We start from the raw sequence: 16879 nt of genomic DNA, 5'->3' as shown, positions 1-16879 counted from the left end.
TTTTCTCTACTCTAATCAAATCTTTTGTAAGATTGTCCCGCGGTACCTTTTAAAAAGAATATATACGATTACATACATCGCAAGAGAGGCAATAATCATATTGATACATGCCCCAGTTAGAAATAAGAATCCACCTGATTGAATGCTACCTAATGTATCATTTACAACATATTGATAGGAAACATCATCTATTTCATCCACTTTGTTTTGTCTTTCAAAAACAAGGCTACCCATTTTATAGTTACAGAAAAAGAGTATAGGCCAAATTGGAGTTCCAATAACTCCTCCAATCAAAGCAGCTATTACATTCACCCGAAAAACCTTGGCCATTCCAATTGATAATAGAGGGCCTAAACCAAACGTGGGGAACCAACTAGGGATAAAACCTAGTACCAGTCCACAGGCCACTTGTCGAGGGCTTGCCTTAATACGAAACAAGCGGAGTAGGTAGTATTTTCTTTGACGCCTTAGGTTCATCTAGTCACCTCACCTCGTTCTTTCATGGTTGATTCTTCAAGTATAATAACATAACTGGCAATCTTCTATCCAAATTACTTTAACAGTAGAAAAAACCTGTATCAAGCATTGCTTCATACAGGCCCATTTGTAACGTTGGTACTCTCAACTTATTCTTTAATTTTCAATCCTAATAACCTCGAAAATCCTATTGCTTGTTCTGAAGAAACCTCGCACCCAAACAAACTTTCGGTCGACACATTTATTTGTTCAAACGTACAGGTGCTAATATCAACCCCTTTTAGTAGAGTATTTGTAAAATCAACATCATTCAGATCGCACCAGTTGAGACCTACTTTCGTAAATTTCGAGTTAAAAAAATTAGCACTCTTCAAAGATGACTTCTCATAGATTACCTGCTTTAACCGGGTATCTGCAAAGTTACTAAAGTTCAAATCACAATTTTCAAAAAGAACATTCCCTAGAATTGCATCAGACAAATCTAGTCCTAAAAGTTTACAATCTTTAAACTCCACTCTATGTAGATTACCACCACATAAACGTACATTTGATAAATTACAATTCTCAAAAATCACATCCGTTACATCTATATTAGTAAAGGTACTGCTTAAAAACGTAACGTTCTTAAAAATAACTTTTGATAAAATTAGTCTTTCTATTTCCTCATTCTCCACTTGAGAATTCAAAACCGAACAGTTTACTAGCTCCGTCTCTTCTTCATAAAAGACGTCTTGAAAATTTGCATTAGGTAACTCTGTTGAGACCTTTGGGCGGTCTATTTTTATTATTTTTGTCATACTACACCTCTATACTTTCTATTACCTGTACTCATTAACATTACAAGAAAATCAAATCGTATATAAGTCTTTATTTTTAATAGGATTTGTGACAATTTGTTTTTCAGAATAACTGAAACTACATTTTTTTACCAATATATAAAATATGTACCCTACTGAGGCAGGAAACTTTTATTCATATGTGGAATGAAATGGTATATATTTTGGAGGTGACTGAGTTGGTGAAACCAATAGAAAATAGAATTGATACGATTTTTGTTCATGTTAGTGATCTAGAACGTTCCGTACAATGGTATAGTCGATTACTAGGGTTGGATATCAGAGAAGGCAGTTTTACGGGGCCTGTTTATACCTTGAATATGGGAGAGGGCAAACCAGGGATTACACTCGATAACCATTGTTTTGATGAAAACTATGAATTTGTTCCTTCCAATCAGCCATTGTTTAACCTTAGTTCATCAAACATTAACGACGCTTTTAGTCATGTTACAGCAATGGGGGTTGAACTTGTAACCGAGATTATCACTCATTCAGATATGGCCGAGTTTTCCTTTAAGGATCCTGATGGTAATATCATTATGATTTGTACTTGTTTTAGTTGAGATTTGAACCAAAGAAACACGGCGGTAATGATGTGGCAAGGGAACACGCCTTCCCTTCCCTCTTTCCGAACCCATCGCACATTCGGACTGTACTCCATTCGTTTTCCTCTTCCTGCCCGATTCTGGCACTCCTTCTCCACTCGTCCCAAACTGCAAATAACACTGTTTTTTATATAAAAACATCTGAAAATTGCATTTTTTATTCAGAATATTTCAAATATAATTAGGTTCGTGTTTCTACTAACTAATGAAACGGAGGTGTTTGCATTATTTTGTAAGCGTATTCAATTAGAGTGCAACTACTAAAAAATCTAGGAGGTTATTCATTTTGAAAAAAACATCCCTACGTAGAAGAGTACTAACCAGTGCACTAGCCATGCCACTTCTCTTATCAGGTGTTTCAGCTGTAGCTGCGGAAGATACTCAGCAAAACAAAATTCCCTATAATGTTCAAGGTGTGCAGTTAGAATATCTTGACCGGGGTCTAGTAGCAGCCACTACTTCAGAAGGAAATTTTCTAAGCTGGAGATTGTTGGGCAATGAAGTAACAGGCTATTCGGAAACTGGGCTAACGGGTGTCAACTTTCATGTGTATCGCGATGGTAAATTCATAGCCAGCGTGGAAGATAGCACAAACTTTTTAGATCCTGATGGGAGCAGTTCTTCTAAGTATTACGTTCGTTCGGTTTTGAATGGAAAAGAGCTAGACCAAAGTTCTTCCGTTTCACCCTGGAAGCAATCCTACGTCGATTTGAAGCTGAATAAACCTGCTGACGGTGTTACACCTGTTGGCGAAAGCTATACATATTCGGCCAATGATATGAGTGTCGGCGATGTGGATGGTGACGGTCAATACGAATTTTTCGTAAAATGGGATCCTTCCAATTCTAAGGATGTTTCACAGGTTGGATATACTGGAAATACGTATATTGATAGCTATCGAATGGATGGAACCCTCCTCTATCGAATCGATTTAGGTGTCAATATCCGTTCTGGTGCACACTACACTCAATTTTTAGTGTATGACTTTGATGGAGATGGCAAATCAGAGATGATGTTCAAAACAGCTCCTGGTACAAAAATCATTAAATATGATGAAAATGGTCAGGTTGCTTCAGAGAAATATATCACAATGCCTCAAAAAGACATCGATGCTGGATACAGCAACCAAGATGACTATCGAATGAGCAGAGATGACTATTATAATCATGTGGTAAACATGTTTATGAATTGGCATGAGCATGAAGAAGTCGTAAAGGGCAACTGGCCAAGTACGCTTGAGGAAGCGTTTGGAGTGGAAAAACAATATACCTATCCACTATCTAAGGAAGATGCACAAAGTTTAACTGATTATTTTATGGATGTATACGCTCCAAGCAGAAGCACAAGGAATAATTTAAGAGCCTTTGAAGGCTTTATTGTTAAAGGTCCAGAGTATTTAACCGTGTTTAATGGAGAAACAGGCGAGGAAATGGATACGGTTGATTACAAGCCAGAACGACACGATGATGGTCTCATGTGGGGAGATTATGCGATGGCTAGGATTGAACCAGGCAATCGTGTGGATCGATTCCTTTCCGGTGTCGCTTATCTAGATGGAGAAAAACCTTCTGCCGTGTTTGCTCGTGGATATTATACCAGATCCAATCTAGTTACATATAGCTGGGATGGAAAGAATTTAAAAGAAAACTGGGCCGTGGATAGTGGCTGGACACCTATGTCGAACCCATTTAACGACAGCCCTCACGGAGTCGATGGTACGGACCCAGAATTTGGTACACTCACTACACAAGGAGCCCACTCCCTTAGTGCAGCTGATGTGGATGGTGACGGCAAGCAAGAAATTGTCTATGGAAGTGCTACGATTGATGATGATGGATCATTATTATATAGCTCCATGGATGTGATGCCTTCAGAAAGTGCTGCTCCTGGCCAGATGGCTAGACTTGGACACGGAGATGCGATGCATGTGACGGATATTGATCCGAACCGTCCCGGAGTGGAGATTTATACGGTCCACGAAGGTGGAAGATGGGCACCTTACGGCTACACCTTACGTGATGCCAAAACGGGTGAATTAATATATGGTGGTTATACCGGTCGAGATACAGGTCGTGGAATGGTTGGTGATATTGACCCTGCTCAGCCTGGTTTAGAGACTTGGGCCAATACAGGTGTTGGTTTATGGACAGCAGCCGGTGAAAAGCTAGGTTCTAGTGCCCCTGGTACAAATATGAACATTAAGTGGGCTGCCGATATGACGACACAGATTGTGGATGGTGCTGGTAATGCTACCCCTACTATTCAAGATTGGAAAAAAGGCACCGTTCTTACAGCAGAAGGAACTCGAACCAATAACGGGACAAAAGGAAATCCAAGCTTAGTAGCTGATATTTTTGGTGACTGGAGAGAGGAATTGCTCGTACGGACTGCTGATAGCTCTTCCATCCGTATGTATTTAAGTACAGAGGTTACCAACCACAAATTGTATACACTTATGCATGATACTCAATATCGGGCAGAAGTGGCTAGACAAAGCACTACTTATAATCAGCCTTCCTATACAAGCTTCTACCTTGGAAGTGATATTGATTGGGCCAAAGTTCCAGTCACAGAATTCATCATGCCTGGAGTACTTTCTGCGTTAGAAAAAGAATTGGCGGAGCTTCAAAAGAAAAAGGAATTAACTGCTCCTCTAAGCAATCAACTAGAAAACTCTCTTAAACAAGTAAACCATCATCTAGAAAAAGGATCTGAGAAACAAGCAATTGAATTTATGGAAAAATTCGTGAAAGAAATTCACAAAAAGAACAATGAAGCCTATCTTTCTTCTGAAGGAAAACTCAACCTAACCAATAAAGCTCAAATTGTCATCAACATGTTAGAAAACAATTAATAATCTAAAGAAGACTCTTAAGCTTTAATGGTTAGGAGTCTTCTTTAGTTACCTCTACAATAAAATTCAACCCCAAGGAACGTTCACATTGATTTTTTCAGCTAATGTTTTGCTATGTTCTTTTCTTTTCTTACGATTTTCTGCCCTCATCGGTCCACTCTCATTCATCATGATTTCCTCTTCACTTTCAGGTTTTATATTAGGAACAGTCAATGCTTTTCCTTCTTTTGAAAGGGCCACGAACGTAAGGAATGAGGTAGCAGCCAATTGTCTTTCTCCTGTCATCAGATTCTCTGATATTACTTTGACGAACACCTCCATGGAGGATTTACCGACCCATGTGACATAAGATTCCAAACAGACAGAATCATCCTTTTGGATGGGGAATAGGAAATCGACAGAATCGGTTGAAGCTGTTACAATCTCACATCTTGCATGTCTTGAGGCAGAAATGGATGCCACATCATCGATCATACTCATTAATTTCCCGCCAAATAATGTACCATGGTTATTTGTATCAAGAGGAAATACCCTGCTTGTCTTAATCACTCTCGTCTGGGAGCATGTTTTAGTTATTCTTTCTGTCATCGCTCTTCCTCGCTTCTTCTTTTTGATTATTATACTCTAATTTTCGGCATGAACTATGGCCCAGTTTCATTAAAAAACAATTTTATGATATTTACACTACGTTAAAACTACCTTTATGTTTCTCTTTTAAAATTTTCTCCTTTAACAAATCAATCCAATAAAAAAAGCTACCCTGTTTGGTAGCCACTTTTGAAGAAAGATCCTTTATATGTAAAGAGCCATAAACATTACTTGTAACGTGATTTACGAAGTTTCGCATCAAGGACCAGATTCCCGAAAGGAATAAACGCAACAGCAAATGCTGATGTGATCCAAACAAATGACCATCTAATTTTGAACGTGACATATGCGATCGTAAGCAAATACATGACAAATAGCATGCCGTGGATCGAACCAACAAACGTTACTACTTCTGGAAAACCTGCCAAGTATTTAAGAGGCATAGCAATAAATAACAAGACGAGTAAAGATAAACCTTCTAAGAGACCCATAAACCTGAATTTTGCAATTGGTGAATTAAACATCATTTCTCCCCCTAGTTGATATATTCATGATCTATTCCATACTCCTAACTTATACTCAGTTATTCCCCTCCTCAAATACCTATTATAACCATTTTTACCATTGGTAGATATATAATAATACTTTTGAAATATTATCACTGTTAAAATGGATAATCAAAATAACCAAAGTCCCGTTATGATCAGGGCTTTGGTTTACTTTTTCATTAGAATATTTTCACATAACAGTCATATTCATTTGATAACTTCATTCCCAAATTTTCATATAAGGCCTTTGCCTGTACATTGTCTGGAGCTGTCTCTAATTGCACAAACCTTGTATTCCTATCCTTACAAAACTGAAAAACTTCCTCTATTAACGCTCTTCCAATGCCTTTCTTTCTATAAGTAGCATCAACATACAAATCATTTAGGATATACCCTCTTTTCATACCAACAGACGAAAAGGTTGGATAAAGTTGGGTGAATCCAACTGCCGTTTCTCCTTCTCTCGCAAGAAAAATAACAGACTCCTGATTTTCTAGCCGCTCGTGAATAAATAGTCTAGCCCCTTCAAGATCGCTAGTTTGCTCGTAAAACACTCGATAGGCATTGAATAGTGGGATTATTTGCTCAAGTGAAGCCAAATCTGCCTGAATAATGTTCATCTTCCTCTTCCCTTCTTTTCACTCAATCTATTTATATCTTACTAACAATCTGACATAATAAAAGGAACAGATTGAATCAATTTTATATGTCAGTTAGGAGTCCTCAGATGAAGGAGTTACTCATTCAATTAAACGATCAAAGCCCTAAATATAAACAAATTTATGAGAGGGTTCGCTCCCTTATTGAAGAAAGTGTATTACCCAAAAATACGAAGCTTCCATCTATTCGTCAGCTTGCTGCTATATTGCATGTCAGCCGAAACACGACACTTATAGCCTACGCACAGTTACTAGCTGAGGGGTATATTAGAAGTGAAGAAAAAAGAGGCTACTTTGTCGAAGCTTTTGAACCCATTCATCTTCACCAAACACTACCAACAAAAAGCATTATGCAAAAGAAAGAAAAACCCATTATCGTAGATTTTCGTGCTGGAACTGTAGATCAACAAGCTTTTCCATTAAAAGCTTGGCGGAGATGTAGTAACGAAGTGTTAAAAGAAGATATGGTCTATACATATGGAGAACACCAAGGTGATCACTTGCTTAGGAGTCAACTCTCTCGCTATTTACTTCAATCAAGAGGGATCCAAACGACCTCGGAGCATATCATCATTGGTAGCAGTACCCAGCAGCTATTAATGCACTTGTCACTTTTCCTAAAGAATCGCTTCTCTTCCGTAGCAGTAGAAAACCCTGGCTATGATGGAGCTCGCTTGGTCTTTCAACTCCATGGCTTTCACCTGCATCCCGTTAAGATAGGCATAAAAGGACTATCGTTAGAACATCTAGGAAAGACTCCATCAAAGCTTGTCTATCTCACCCCATCCCATCAATTTCCTACTGGTGTCACGATGCCAGTTCCCGAACGGCATCAATTACTGAAATGGGCAGAAACTCATAATGGGTTTATTATTGAAGATGATTATGATAGTGAATTTCGGTACAAGCAGCACCCGATTCCAGCATTATTATCCCTTCAGCATGGTGCACGTGTAATTTACTTGGGTACTTTTTCAAAAGCATTTATTCCTTCCATTCGCTTAAGCTATATGGTGTTGCCACAAATTTTAATCAAACCTTATCTAGAGCGGTTTACTGGTATCGAACAATGTACTTCTAGCATTCATCAGCGAACAATGGGCCGATTCATGGAGCAAGGGCATTGGGATTCACATATACGAAAAATGCGAACCACATACAAGCAAAAGATGCATACACTTGTCACTTGTTTACAGAATACATTTGGGGAGACCATCGAAATTATCGGTCCCCAATCCGGATTATATGTACTAGTAAAAATCCAAGGCTCAACAAAGGAAGACGAACTCATTCAACTAGCACTCTCACTTGGAGTAAAAGTGTATCCTACATCCCATTACTTTTTGAAACAGGAGGAAGGAACGTTTATTAAACTTGGTTTTAGCAATCTTTCAATAGAACAAATACAATTAGGCGTCCAACTGCTAAAGCAAGCATGGAGGTTTTAGGCATTTATCCAAATATTTCCTCATTTAATAATAGTAGACCTTTTATAGAAATGAGGAAATTGCGATGTATAACCTCTATTGTCGAATGTACCAGTTGGCCTATAAAACAGCAGCTCCTTTTTTTAATTGGAAAAAACCTGAGCTTTTAGAAGGAGAAAACAGTCTGATAAAGCTTCCACCACTTCTTAAACTAAAAGGAATTGGGAGCGTTTTAATTGTGACAGATAAAGGGATTGTATCAGTGGGATTACTTGAGCGTTTACTTGATGGGTTAGAAGGAAAAGGAATTGACTACGTTGTTTATGACGAAACAGTTCAAAATCCAACGATAGATAATATTGAAGAAGCTTTCCTATTATACAAAGAAACCCAATGCCATGGCATTATCGGGTTTGGTGGCGGCTCTCCCATTGATTGTGCGAAAGGCGTAGCTGCTCGTGTAGCACGACCAGGTAAAACTATTCCTAAGATGAAAGGACAACTTAAGGTAAGAAAGCCGACTCCACCACTTATAGCTATACCGACCACTTCTGGTACAGGGAGTGAAGCAACCGTGGCCGCAGTGATTTCAAACAGTGAAACGCATGAAAAGTATGCCATTAATGACCATGTCCTGATCCCGGATTTGGCCGTTCTTGACCCCTTGCTTACGATGAAGCTTCCAGCACATATTACTTCAACGACAGGAATGGATGCACTTACTCATGCAATCGAAGCGTACATTGGACGAAGCAATACAGAGGAAACCAGTCAATGCAGCAAAGAAGCGGTTCAACTCATCTTTCATAATTTATACGAGGCGTATTCGAATGGATCAAATATTGAGGCTCGAAAAAATATGCAAAAAGCGTCGTATTTGGCTGGCGTAGCGTTCACGCGTGCGTACGTTGGTTATGTTCACGCCATTGCCCATACATTAGGTGGATTTTACTCGGTTCCCCATGGTCTAGCGAATGCGATAATACTCCCTTATGTGCTAGAGTATTATGGAGAGAGTGTTCATCAACCATTAGCAGAATTAGCTGATATCGTTGGGATTACTACAGTAGATGACGCCACCTCTCTTAAAGCGAAAAAGTTTATAGAAGCCATAAAAAAACTAAACCGTGACATGAATATACCAAATACATTTGATTGTTTAATGGAGCAAGACCTTCCGATTATGGTGGATCGTGCCTTTCGAGAGGCAAACCCCCTTTATCCAGTTCCAAAAATATTAGACAAACACGATTTATTCAACTTATATAAAATGATAAAGGCATAAATAGGAGTTGCACATATGGAGAACTATCACTCACTCGTTTTAAAACAAAAAGCGTATTTTCGTACAGGAGCTACCAAAGAATTAGCCTTTCGGATCCATGCATTAGAAAAGCTTAGGGAGGCCATTCGAGCAAATGAACAGTCCCTTTTTCACACGCTAAAAGAGGATCTAAACAAATCAGAATTCGAAGCGTATGCAACTGAAATCGGTGTTCTTCTAGAGGAAATCCGTTTTACCCTTAAACACCTAAGCGACTGGGTCAAGCCGGAAAAGGTGAAAACGCCGGTAAGCCATATAGGTTCCACCAGCTTTATTTACTCAGAGCCATACGGAGTGGCTCTCATTATTGCTCCATGGAACTATCCATTTCAACTAGCCATTGCACCGTTAATTGGAGCGATTGCCGCTGGGAATTGCGCGATTGTAAAACCTTCAGAGTTAACACCCAAAACCTCTGAATTAATAGGTAAAATCATTCGTGAGCTCTTTTCAGAAGAGTATATTTCCGTGGTAGAAGGCGGGTTAGAAGCCAGTCAAGCGCTTTTAGATGAGGATGTTGACTATATATTCTTTACCGGAAGTGTCCCTGTTGGGAAGGTCATCATGGAGGCTGCTTCAAAAAATCTGACGCCCGTTACACTAGAGTTAGGTGGAAAAAGCCCTTGTATCGTACATAAAGATGCTAACTTGAAGCTTGCTGCCAAACGGATTGCGTGGGGAAAGTTTATCAATGCAGGTCAAACCTGCGTGGCACCAGATTATTTGTATGTTCACGAAAGCATCAAGGGTCAATTTTTAAAGGAATTTCGATTGACCACTCATGAACTGTATGGAGAACATGCTTTAAAAAATCCCGACTATACCCGTATCGTGAGCAAACGACATTTTGACCGCTTACTTACATTCTTGAATAATGGAGACACGTACATGGGTGGTGATTCGAATGGGGAAACACTTACGATCGAACCGACTGTCCTTTCAAGGATCACTTGGAATGATCCCGTGATGCAGGATGAGATTTTCGGTCCGATACTTCCTGTACTTGAGTATCGTGAGCTTTCAGAGGCGATTGATGGAATTCATAAGCATCCGAATCCCCTTGCCCTTTATCTGTTTTCCGAGAATGAGAGCGTTCAACAAGAGGTTTTACATCAAATATCATTTGGAGGTGGCTGTATCAATGATACCGTCTACCATCTTGCCTCTCCTTACCTGCCCTTTGGAGGAGTTGGTTCAAGTGGCTTAGGCGCTTATCATGGAAAAGGAAGCTTTGATACTTTTTCCCACCGAAAAAGTGTTTTAAAGCAAACGACGAAATTTGATATCCCTTTCCGTTACCCAAATGTGAGAGATGCTTTGAAAAGATTAAAGTGGTTTTTGAAATAACATAAAAAAAGCCTTTACGCTTTATATACGTGAAGGCTTTTCAAAATCGCATTATCAACCCGTTTGGCCGTACTCTTCTTGTTGTCCACTAGAAAACAGTAGCTCATGAATAGAAACCAATCGGATATCAAACTTATAATTTCTATTGCGTATCTCTACCATTCCATTCTTGTAATCGTGCATAATTATGTATTCTTGATTTCTATGTACGACCATTGTCCCTTCCAAAGAACTTCCCTCCTAGTTGATCAAATGTGATTTCCTAGATATATACCCTTTTTACTAGGTCTTAAACATCTTTTAAAAAAAAATCTACTACTCTATAAAAATATCTGCGCTTGAATAGAGTACGGCTTTTCCAGCAATCTTTACACGGTTTCCTTCCTTTTTACAATAAAGTGTTCCTCCCCTAGAGGATAGCTGCTTTGCCACAAACTCTTGTTTATGGAGCTTCTCTGACCAATAAGGCACCAAACTGCAGTGCAACGATCCCGTTACTGGGTCCTCATTCACTTTTAGCTTGGGATAAAATCCTCTGCTTACGAAATCACAATCGCTTCCTCTAGCAGTAATCGCAACCCCTACACCGTTTGGAAGCTTTTCTAATTTTGAAAAGTCAGGATTCGCCTGTTTTACTTCTTCTTCCGTTTCTACTACGAAAACTAAATCTCTATTTAAAAATGCCTCGATTGGAGAAAGTCCCAGCGCTTCCTTCATCTGTGCTGTTACTGATATGCTTTCGGATGGTACAGCTGGGAAGTCTAACTCATACCAATCGTCTCTTTTTTGTACCGTTAATTGCCCACTCATTGTGTGAAAGTGAATAGTATTTGCTTCTTTTTCTATAAAGTTCATAATGACATATGCAGTTGCTAGTGTGGCGTGACCACATAGATTGATCTCACCCCCGGGAGTGAACCAGCGTAAGCGGTACCCTTCTCCTTGTTTTACAGCAAAGGCAGTTTCGGATAGGTTGTTTTCCATAGCAATCTTCTGCATTAACTCATCCGAAAGCCACTCATCCATGACACAAACCCCAGCTGGATTTCCTTCAAATACTCTTTCCGCAAAGGCATCAACGACATAGTATTTCATGCATTGCCCTCCTGTTTCATAGTTTTAATCACTTTTATATGTATTCTTCCATTGATTGGATTTCCCTCTTTTTTTTCTCAGAGTTATATTCTTTCGAGTTAGTTTACATAATATTATTATGGTTGATAACTATTGATTGGTTTTGAGATATAAAGATGTTTTATGGGGGTTGAGGTCTTTAAATATGATTTAGTTGACGCATTCTACTATTTTATGGAGACTAAAGGTCCTATTGGGGATTTAGTTCACTCATTCTACTAGTTTGTGGAAAAAAGAGGTCCTAAACGGTGATTTAGTTCACCTATTCTACTAGTTTGTGGAAATTAGAGGTTCTAAACGGAGATTTAGTTCACCCATTCTACTAGTTTGTGGAAATAAGAGGTTCTAAACGGAGATTTAGTTCACCTATTCTACTAGTTTGTGGAAACTAGTGGTTCTAAATAGAGATTTAGTACACGATGACTTTACATTCGTTACTGCCAGTCCTATGCCACCCCATCTCGATCACAATTACTACTTATTCGATGCCAAAATTCTAACCTGTAGAGGTCAAGGTACGGTTCCCACAAAATCTTTTTATGATTACTTTTTTCGCCTTGTTCACATCTTCTTCAATAAACTTTTAACACTTTGTGAACAACATCACAAACCTATATTTTTCTACATAATCACGGTGTATATTATGGATATAGAAAGACAAAACATTAATTCGAAAGAAGGAATCATTTATGTGTAATCAATTATTAAGAGAAAACAAAATTGTTGCCGGTCTATTGACTGTTTTACGTGTATACCTCGGGTTCGCTTGGATGACTGCCGGCTGGGGGAAAATAACAAGTGGTGGTTTTGATGCTGCTGGATTCTTAAAAGGTGCGATTGCTAACCCGGTAGCAGGTCCAGATGGTATTGTTTATGGTTGGTATGTATCTTTCTTAGAAAGCGTTGCATTACCAAACATTGATTTATTTAACTTCTTAGTTCCTTGGGGAGAATTCTTAGTTGGTTTAGGTTTAATTCTTGGTTGCTTCACTACTGCAGCTGCATTTTTCGGAGTATTAATGAACTTTGCATTCATACTTGCTGGAACCGTATCTCATAACCCAACCGATATATTAATGGGCTTCATTCTAATCGTAGCAGGTTACAATGCAGGACGATTTGGTTTAGATTATTATGTACTACCTATCATCCGTAAAGCATTCAATAAAAAAACAAATCCACTTCATCAAGAAGCATAATATTATAGCAATCCCTTACTCTTCGTAAGGGATTTTCTTATTTCTCCCGTTAGCTGAAAAAACATCGTTACAGGTTCATAAACCCACCCATGACAGCAGCATCTCTTCCCATCTTGTTACGTTGATTCATGATTGTTCTCATTCGCTGCATAACCATTTCGTCACATACTCGGTTTGATCCATAACGACGAAAACAGTCGTCATGCTTCATACAAAGTGCATCTAATTGATTGACGGGTCGGCCTGGTCCACTGCAGCCAGGACATCCCTATACAATAACAACAATTTTGCAAATGAATAAGCACAGAGATTCATAGTGAGTAAACCTACGAACAAAAGGACTTGCCTTAGATTATCTAAATTCGAATGTATTCGGACAGGCCGGGAGTGCGTTGATCTATGACTGTCCGAATACGAGAGGCTTATTCGATACAGTTAAAACTAAACATGTGAATTAGCATGCCATAAAGCATTGTTATGCTATTATTTGATCTGTTTGCATGTTCAAACCCATAATAAGGGAATTAAAAAGACCAAATCAAATTTGATTTGGTCTGCTACATTTATTAGGACTTCAAATCTATTAAATCTTAAACCTTCTAACTAACTCCTGAAGACTTTCCGCCATTTCCGACAGTGATCTAGCCGATAAGCTTACTTCCTCAAGGGATGCAAGTTGTTCCTCTGTTGATGCGGCCACGTTTTCTGAAGAGGACGAATTTTCCTTTGCTATTTCAGATAATTCATAAGAGGTATCCGTTACATTTTTAATTTCTGCAGTGATTTGTTCTGCAATTTGTGATACTTCTTCAATTTGAGGAGCCATTACTCTTACCCCATTTAGAATTTCGTCAAACTTCTCAATCGTTTTGTTTGATACGAGTATTCCATCTTGAACACTCTTTGTAGCTAGTTGCATGGTCTCTACAGATTTCTCCGTATCTTCTTGAATCGCTCTAATGAGTTCTGCTATTTGGCTAGCTGAGCTTTGAGATTGGTCAGCGAGTTTTCGAACTTCATCAGCCACCACGGCAAAGCCCTTTCCTTGCTCCCCTGCTCTTGCTGCTTCAATTGCTGCATTCAATGCCAACAAGTTCGTTTGATTAGCAATATCACTAATTACACCAATTATTTCATTTACTTGCTTAGAACGATCGTAAAGTGATTTAATAATCACATCTGAGCTTTCTACTTGTCTATGAATCTCGTTCATTTGTGCTACCGTATGTTGAACGGACTCTCCACCCTCTTCAGCATGTCTTACCGCTTGTTGAGTAAGTGTATTAACTTGAATAAAGTTCGTTGTCATTGTATCCATACCATGAGTAATTTCTTTCATCGTACTTACTGTCTTTTCAATTCCAACGGTTTGACTTTCTGCACCACTTGCCACTTCTTGGATAGACGATGCTACTTGTTTTGTTGCAATCGTTGTTTCATCAGCAGATGCCGTTAATTCTTCTGCAGCCGCCGCTACTTGCTCCGTGTTCATATCCACTTGAGTGATGATTTGTTTCAGATTATCTGTCATATTTTTAAAGGAATGAGCCAATTCAGCAATCTCATCCTTGCCTTTTACTTCGATCTCGTGGGTTAGGTCTCCTTCGCTAATCGCTAATGTACTGCCAACTAAACGACGAAGTGGTATCACGATAGAGCGGATAATTAAAATCGTTACAACTGCACCTAGTACTAAAGAAATCATCACTGTAATTAATGTTTTGTTAAAAATGGGAGAGGCACTATCTTTGATTTCGCTCGTATACATAGTTCCACCAATTTTCCAGCCGGTAAGTTCATTGGTAGTAAAGCTCATCTTCTTATCCGCTGAGTCTAACTGATAGTCAAACTCACCCTTATTTCCTTCATACATTTTTTGATAGTAATCTTGCTCCATTAAAGTACCAGGATCTACCGTAGGATGGTAAATCATATTCTTTTCTCTTCCTAGAAGAACCACATAGCCTTCATTTCCAATTTTGATATTACTAGCTGACTGAGTAATGTTCTCTATCATTAAGTTAATTCCGATGACTCCTGAACCGTCATCAGTTGTTCTAGCTACCGTAATAACCATGCCACCCGAAGATGACTCATACGGATCAGTAATGATAACCTGTCCTTTATTAGCCATCGCTTCTTGATACCATGGACGTTCTCTAGGATCATAATCGGCTGGTAATTCTTTTTTTGGATTTTGAATCATCAACCCATCTGGTGTCCCTAAATAAATACTTATTGTTTCGGGATGTAAGTTTGAATATTGTTCTAATTTTTTTCGTAATTCTGGGCTTTCTTCCCCGCTAATCAAATTAGAAGTGACCGCTTTAGCAAAAAATTCCGCATCATGTACTTTTAAATTGACTGAACTTGTAATAAATGCATCTAATAACAAAATACTTTCTATAGAGGAAGCCATCATTTGTTTTTCGATTTCCTTCTCAGCACTTGTATAAGCAAGGGTACCGATGATGGTTGATGGTAATAGCAAAATACCTAATGAAAATAAAATAAGCTTCGTCCTTAATTTTAGTGAAACGAGTTTTTTTAGCAATGTGAACCCTCCATGATGTACAATTTTAATAATGACACTATTTATATCGGTATAACTATTAAATTGTTAATGTAAATATTTATCCAAATCGTGAACAGGAGGTCCATTAAATGACCCAATCAATTAAGCTACCCAATAACTACCCCCTTATGACGATGATCTTATTTTGGTGTGGGTTAGTGGTGTTATCTAGCATGTACGTGACAATTCCTTTAGCCTCCGTCTTGTCCAATACCCTTCACGTATCCATCACTCAGGTAGCTTGGCTCGCAAGTTCCTACTCGATTTGTTATGCAGTGGGATGTTTATTGTATGGTCCATTTTCGGATCGTTATGGCCGGAAATTGTTTTTAGTTACGAGCATTAGCTTGTTAACAGTAATCACTTTTGGCATAGGCTTTGTAGATAATTTTTACGGTTTACTAATACTTAGAGGGTTACAAGGACTGATATCTGCTGCATTTGCTCCAATCTCCTTGGTCTATGCGGGAGAAATGTTTCCACCAGAGAAAAGGTTAACCGCTGTTGGATTTGTCAGTTCGGGGCTTTTAATGGCTGGAGTTGTGGGGCAAGTGTATAGTGGGCTTGTAAATGAATATTTAGGCTGGCAGGCTATTTTCCTTTTGTTAGGAATACTTTATTTGGTGACTCTCATACTGATTATCATCTATTTACCGAAAGATACTATGGTTAGACCACATGTACCTATGATGGAAGCTTTTAAAAGAATGTCCTTATTAGGAAAACAACCTCAGATTCTGCTGGCCTTTTGTATTACATTCTTTCTATTATTATCTTTAGTTGGGATGTATACAATCCTAGGAAGTTATCTATCTATTCAGTTTGGTCTGATTGAAAAAGACATCTTATATGTGCGTGCAGCTGGTATCATTGGCATGTTATTATCATTATTTGCTGGTAGATTAGCACAAAAACTTGGAAAAACCACCGTACTGAAGGTAGGGCTGGCTCTTTCTGCTGCCGGGCTGTTTGGAATAGGCGTAAGTCCTTCCCTTCCATATATTATTTTTGCTAGTATTATATTTGTATTAGGAATAGCAACAGCCAATCCGATTGTCATCTCCATTGTTAGCCAATTAGCCGGCCATGCCAGAGGTAGTGCCGTGTCATTCAACGCCTTCATATTATTCGTTGGTGCAAGTACAGGACCCTTATTAGCATTAGCTTTAATAAATACAGGAGTATACATTTTGTCCTTTAGTGTATTAGGCTGTTTATTATTGATTGGATTTTTCCTTTCTTTTTTCATAAGATTGACCTCATCAACACATGTTACCGTTATGCCGAGCAAGTATTATAAGTAACC

Annotated in this window: 16 protein-coding genes; 7 read left to right on the top strand and 9 right to left on the bottom strand. The window is 38.6% G+C overall.

Annotated elements, in window-relative coordinates:
- Positions 1–15 precede the first annotated feature (15 nt).
- Both BKO01S_RS08640 and BKO01S_RS08635 read right to left on the bottom strand, forming a co-directional pair.
- Positions 16–477: a DUF2062 domain-containing protein gene (locus tag BKO01S_RS08640; protein ID WP_066051811.1), complete on the bottom strand. Its 462-nt coding sequence runs from the start codon at positions 475–477 to the stop codon at positions 16–18.
- 149 nt (positions 478–626) lie between these two features.
- Positions 627–1274, bottom strand: coding sequence for a pentapeptide repeat-containing protein (locus tag BKO01S_RS08635; RefSeq protein ID WP_066051809.1), 648 nt, complete (start codon positions 1272–1274; stop codon positions 627–629).
- A 221-nt stretch (positions 1275–1495) separates the two neighbouring features.
- Here BKO01S_RS08635 and BKO01S_RS23875 point away from each other — a divergent pair, with 221 nt between their 5' ends.
- Together BKO01S_RS23875 and BKO01S_RS08625 are read left to right on the top strand one after the other, a co-directional pair.
- Positions 1496–1876 carry a VOC family protein gene (locus BKO01S_RS23875; protein WP_232311204.1) on the top strand — a complete coding sequence of 127 codons (381 nt, stop codon included), beginning with the start codon at positions 1496–1498 and terminating at the stop codon, positions 1874–1876.
- Between the two features lie 376 nt (positions 1877–2252).
- Entirely contained in the window at positions 2253–4772 is a 2520-nt protein-coding gene (locus BKO01S_RS08625) for a rhamnogalacturonan lyase (RefSeq protein ID WP_066052072.1), read from the top strand.
- 66 nt (positions 4773–4838) lie between these two features.
- Here BKO01S_RS08625 and BKO01S_RS08620 read toward each other — a convergent pair whose 3' ends face one another.
- The 3 genes from BKO01S_RS08620 to BKO01S_RS08610 all read right to left on the bottom strand — a co-directional run bounded on the left by BKO01S_RS08620 (position 4839) and on the right by BKO01S_RS08610 (position 6528).
- A complete protein-coding gene (locus BKO01S_RS08620) occupies positions 4839–5360 on the bottom strand; it encodes an acyl-CoA thioesterase (protein WP_066051806.1) in 522 nt (173 codons plus the stop codon).
- Positions 5361–5587: 227 nt separating this feature from the next.
- The gene (locus tag BKO01S_RS08615; protein ID WP_066051803.1) at positions 5588–5884 is read right to left on the bottom strand and encodes a DUF3817 domain-containing protein; all 297 of its coding nucleotides are present in this window, start codon (positions 5882–5884) and stop codon (positions 5588–5590) included.
- 203 nt (positions 5885–6087) lie between these two features.
- Positions 6088–6528 (bottom strand): GNAT family N-acetyltransferase, encoded by a 441-nt coding sequence (locus BKO01S_RS08610; RefSeq protein WP_066051801.1) that lies wholly within the window; start codon positions 6526–6528, stop codon positions 6088–6090.
- A gap of 107 nt (positions 6529–6635) precedes the next feature.
- Here BKO01S_RS08610 and pdxR point away from each other — a divergent pair, with 107 nt between their 5' ends.
- The 3 genes from pdxR (at position 6636) to BKO01S_RS08595 (ending at position 10665) form a co-directional block, all read left to right on the top strand.
- Positions 6636–8015, top strand: coding sequence for a MocR-like pyridoxine biosynthesis transcription factor PdxR (pdxR, locus tag BKO01S_RS08605; protein ID WP_066051798.1), 1380 nt, complete (start codon positions 6636–6638; stop codon positions 8013–8015).
- 64 nt (positions 8016–8079) lie between these two features.
- On the top strand, positions 8080–9279 hold the full coding sequence (locus BKO01S_RS08600; RefSeq protein ID WP_066051795.1) for an iron-containing alcohol dehydrogenase: 1200 nt from the start codon (positions 8080–8082) through the stop codon (positions 9277–9279).
- Between the two features lie 15 nt (positions 9280–9294).
- Positions 9295–10665: an aldehyde dehydrogenase gene (locus tag BKO01S_RS08595; RefSeq protein WP_066051792.1), complete on the top strand. Its 1371-nt coding sequence runs from the start codon at positions 9295–9297 to the stop codon at positions 10663–10665.
- A gap of 54 nt (positions 10666–10719) precedes the next feature.
- On the opposite strand, the gene BKO01S_RS24300 is transcribed toward BKO01S_RS08595, so the two are convergent.
- Entirely contained in the window at positions 10720–10893 is a 174-nt protein-coding gene (locus tag BKO01S_RS24300) for a hypothetical protein (protein WP_157077333.1), read from the bottom strand.
- An 87-nt stretch (positions 10894–10980) separates the two neighbouring features.
- Positions 10981–11760, bottom strand: a complete 780-nt coding sequence (locus BKO01S_RS08590; RefSeq protein ID WP_066051789.1) for a PhzF family phenazine biosynthesis protein — start codon at positions 11758–11760, stop codon at positions 10981–10983.
- Positions 11761–12488: 728 nt separating this feature from the next.
- On the opposite strand from BKO01S_RS08590, the gene BKO01S_RS08580 reads away from it, so the two are divergent.
- On the top strand, positions 12489–12998 hold the full coding sequence (locus BKO01S_RS08580) for a DoxX family membrane protein (RefSeq protein ID WP_066051783.1): 510 nt from the start codon (positions 12489–12491) through the stop codon (positions 12996–12998).
- Between the two features lie 67 nt (positions 12999–13065).
- Here the strand turns inward: BKO01S_RS08580 and BKO01S_RS23870 are convergent, their stop codons facing one another.
- Positions 13066–13209 (bottom strand): hypothetical protein, encoded by a 144-nt coding sequence (locus tag BKO01S_RS23870; protein WP_198158787.1) that lies wholly within the window; start codon positions 13207–13209, stop codon positions 13066–13068.
- 372 nt (positions 13210–13581) lie between these two features.
- The gene (locus BKO01S_RS08575) at positions 13582–15552 is read right to left on the bottom strand and encodes a methyl-accepting chemotaxis protein (protein ID WP_066051780.1); all 1971 of its coding nucleotides are present in this window, start codon (positions 15550–15552) and stop codon (positions 13582–13584) included.
- 110 nt (positions 15553–15662) lie between these two features.
- Here BKO01S_RS08575 and BKO01S_RS08570 point away from each other — a divergent pair, with 110 nt between their 5' ends.
- A complete protein-coding gene (locus tag BKO01S_RS08570) occupies positions 15663–16877 on the top strand; it encodes an MFS transporter (RefSeq protein ID WP_066051777.1) in 1215 nt (404 codons plus the stop codon).
- Positions 16878–16879: the final 2 nt, after the last annotated feature.

Source organism: Robertmurraya korlensis NBRC 107688 (assembly GCF_001591645.1).
Lineage (GTDB): Bacteria > Bacillota > Bacilli > Bacillales > Cytobacillaceae > Robertmurraya_A.
This window is presented reverse-complemented; position numbering and strand designations above follow the sequence as displayed.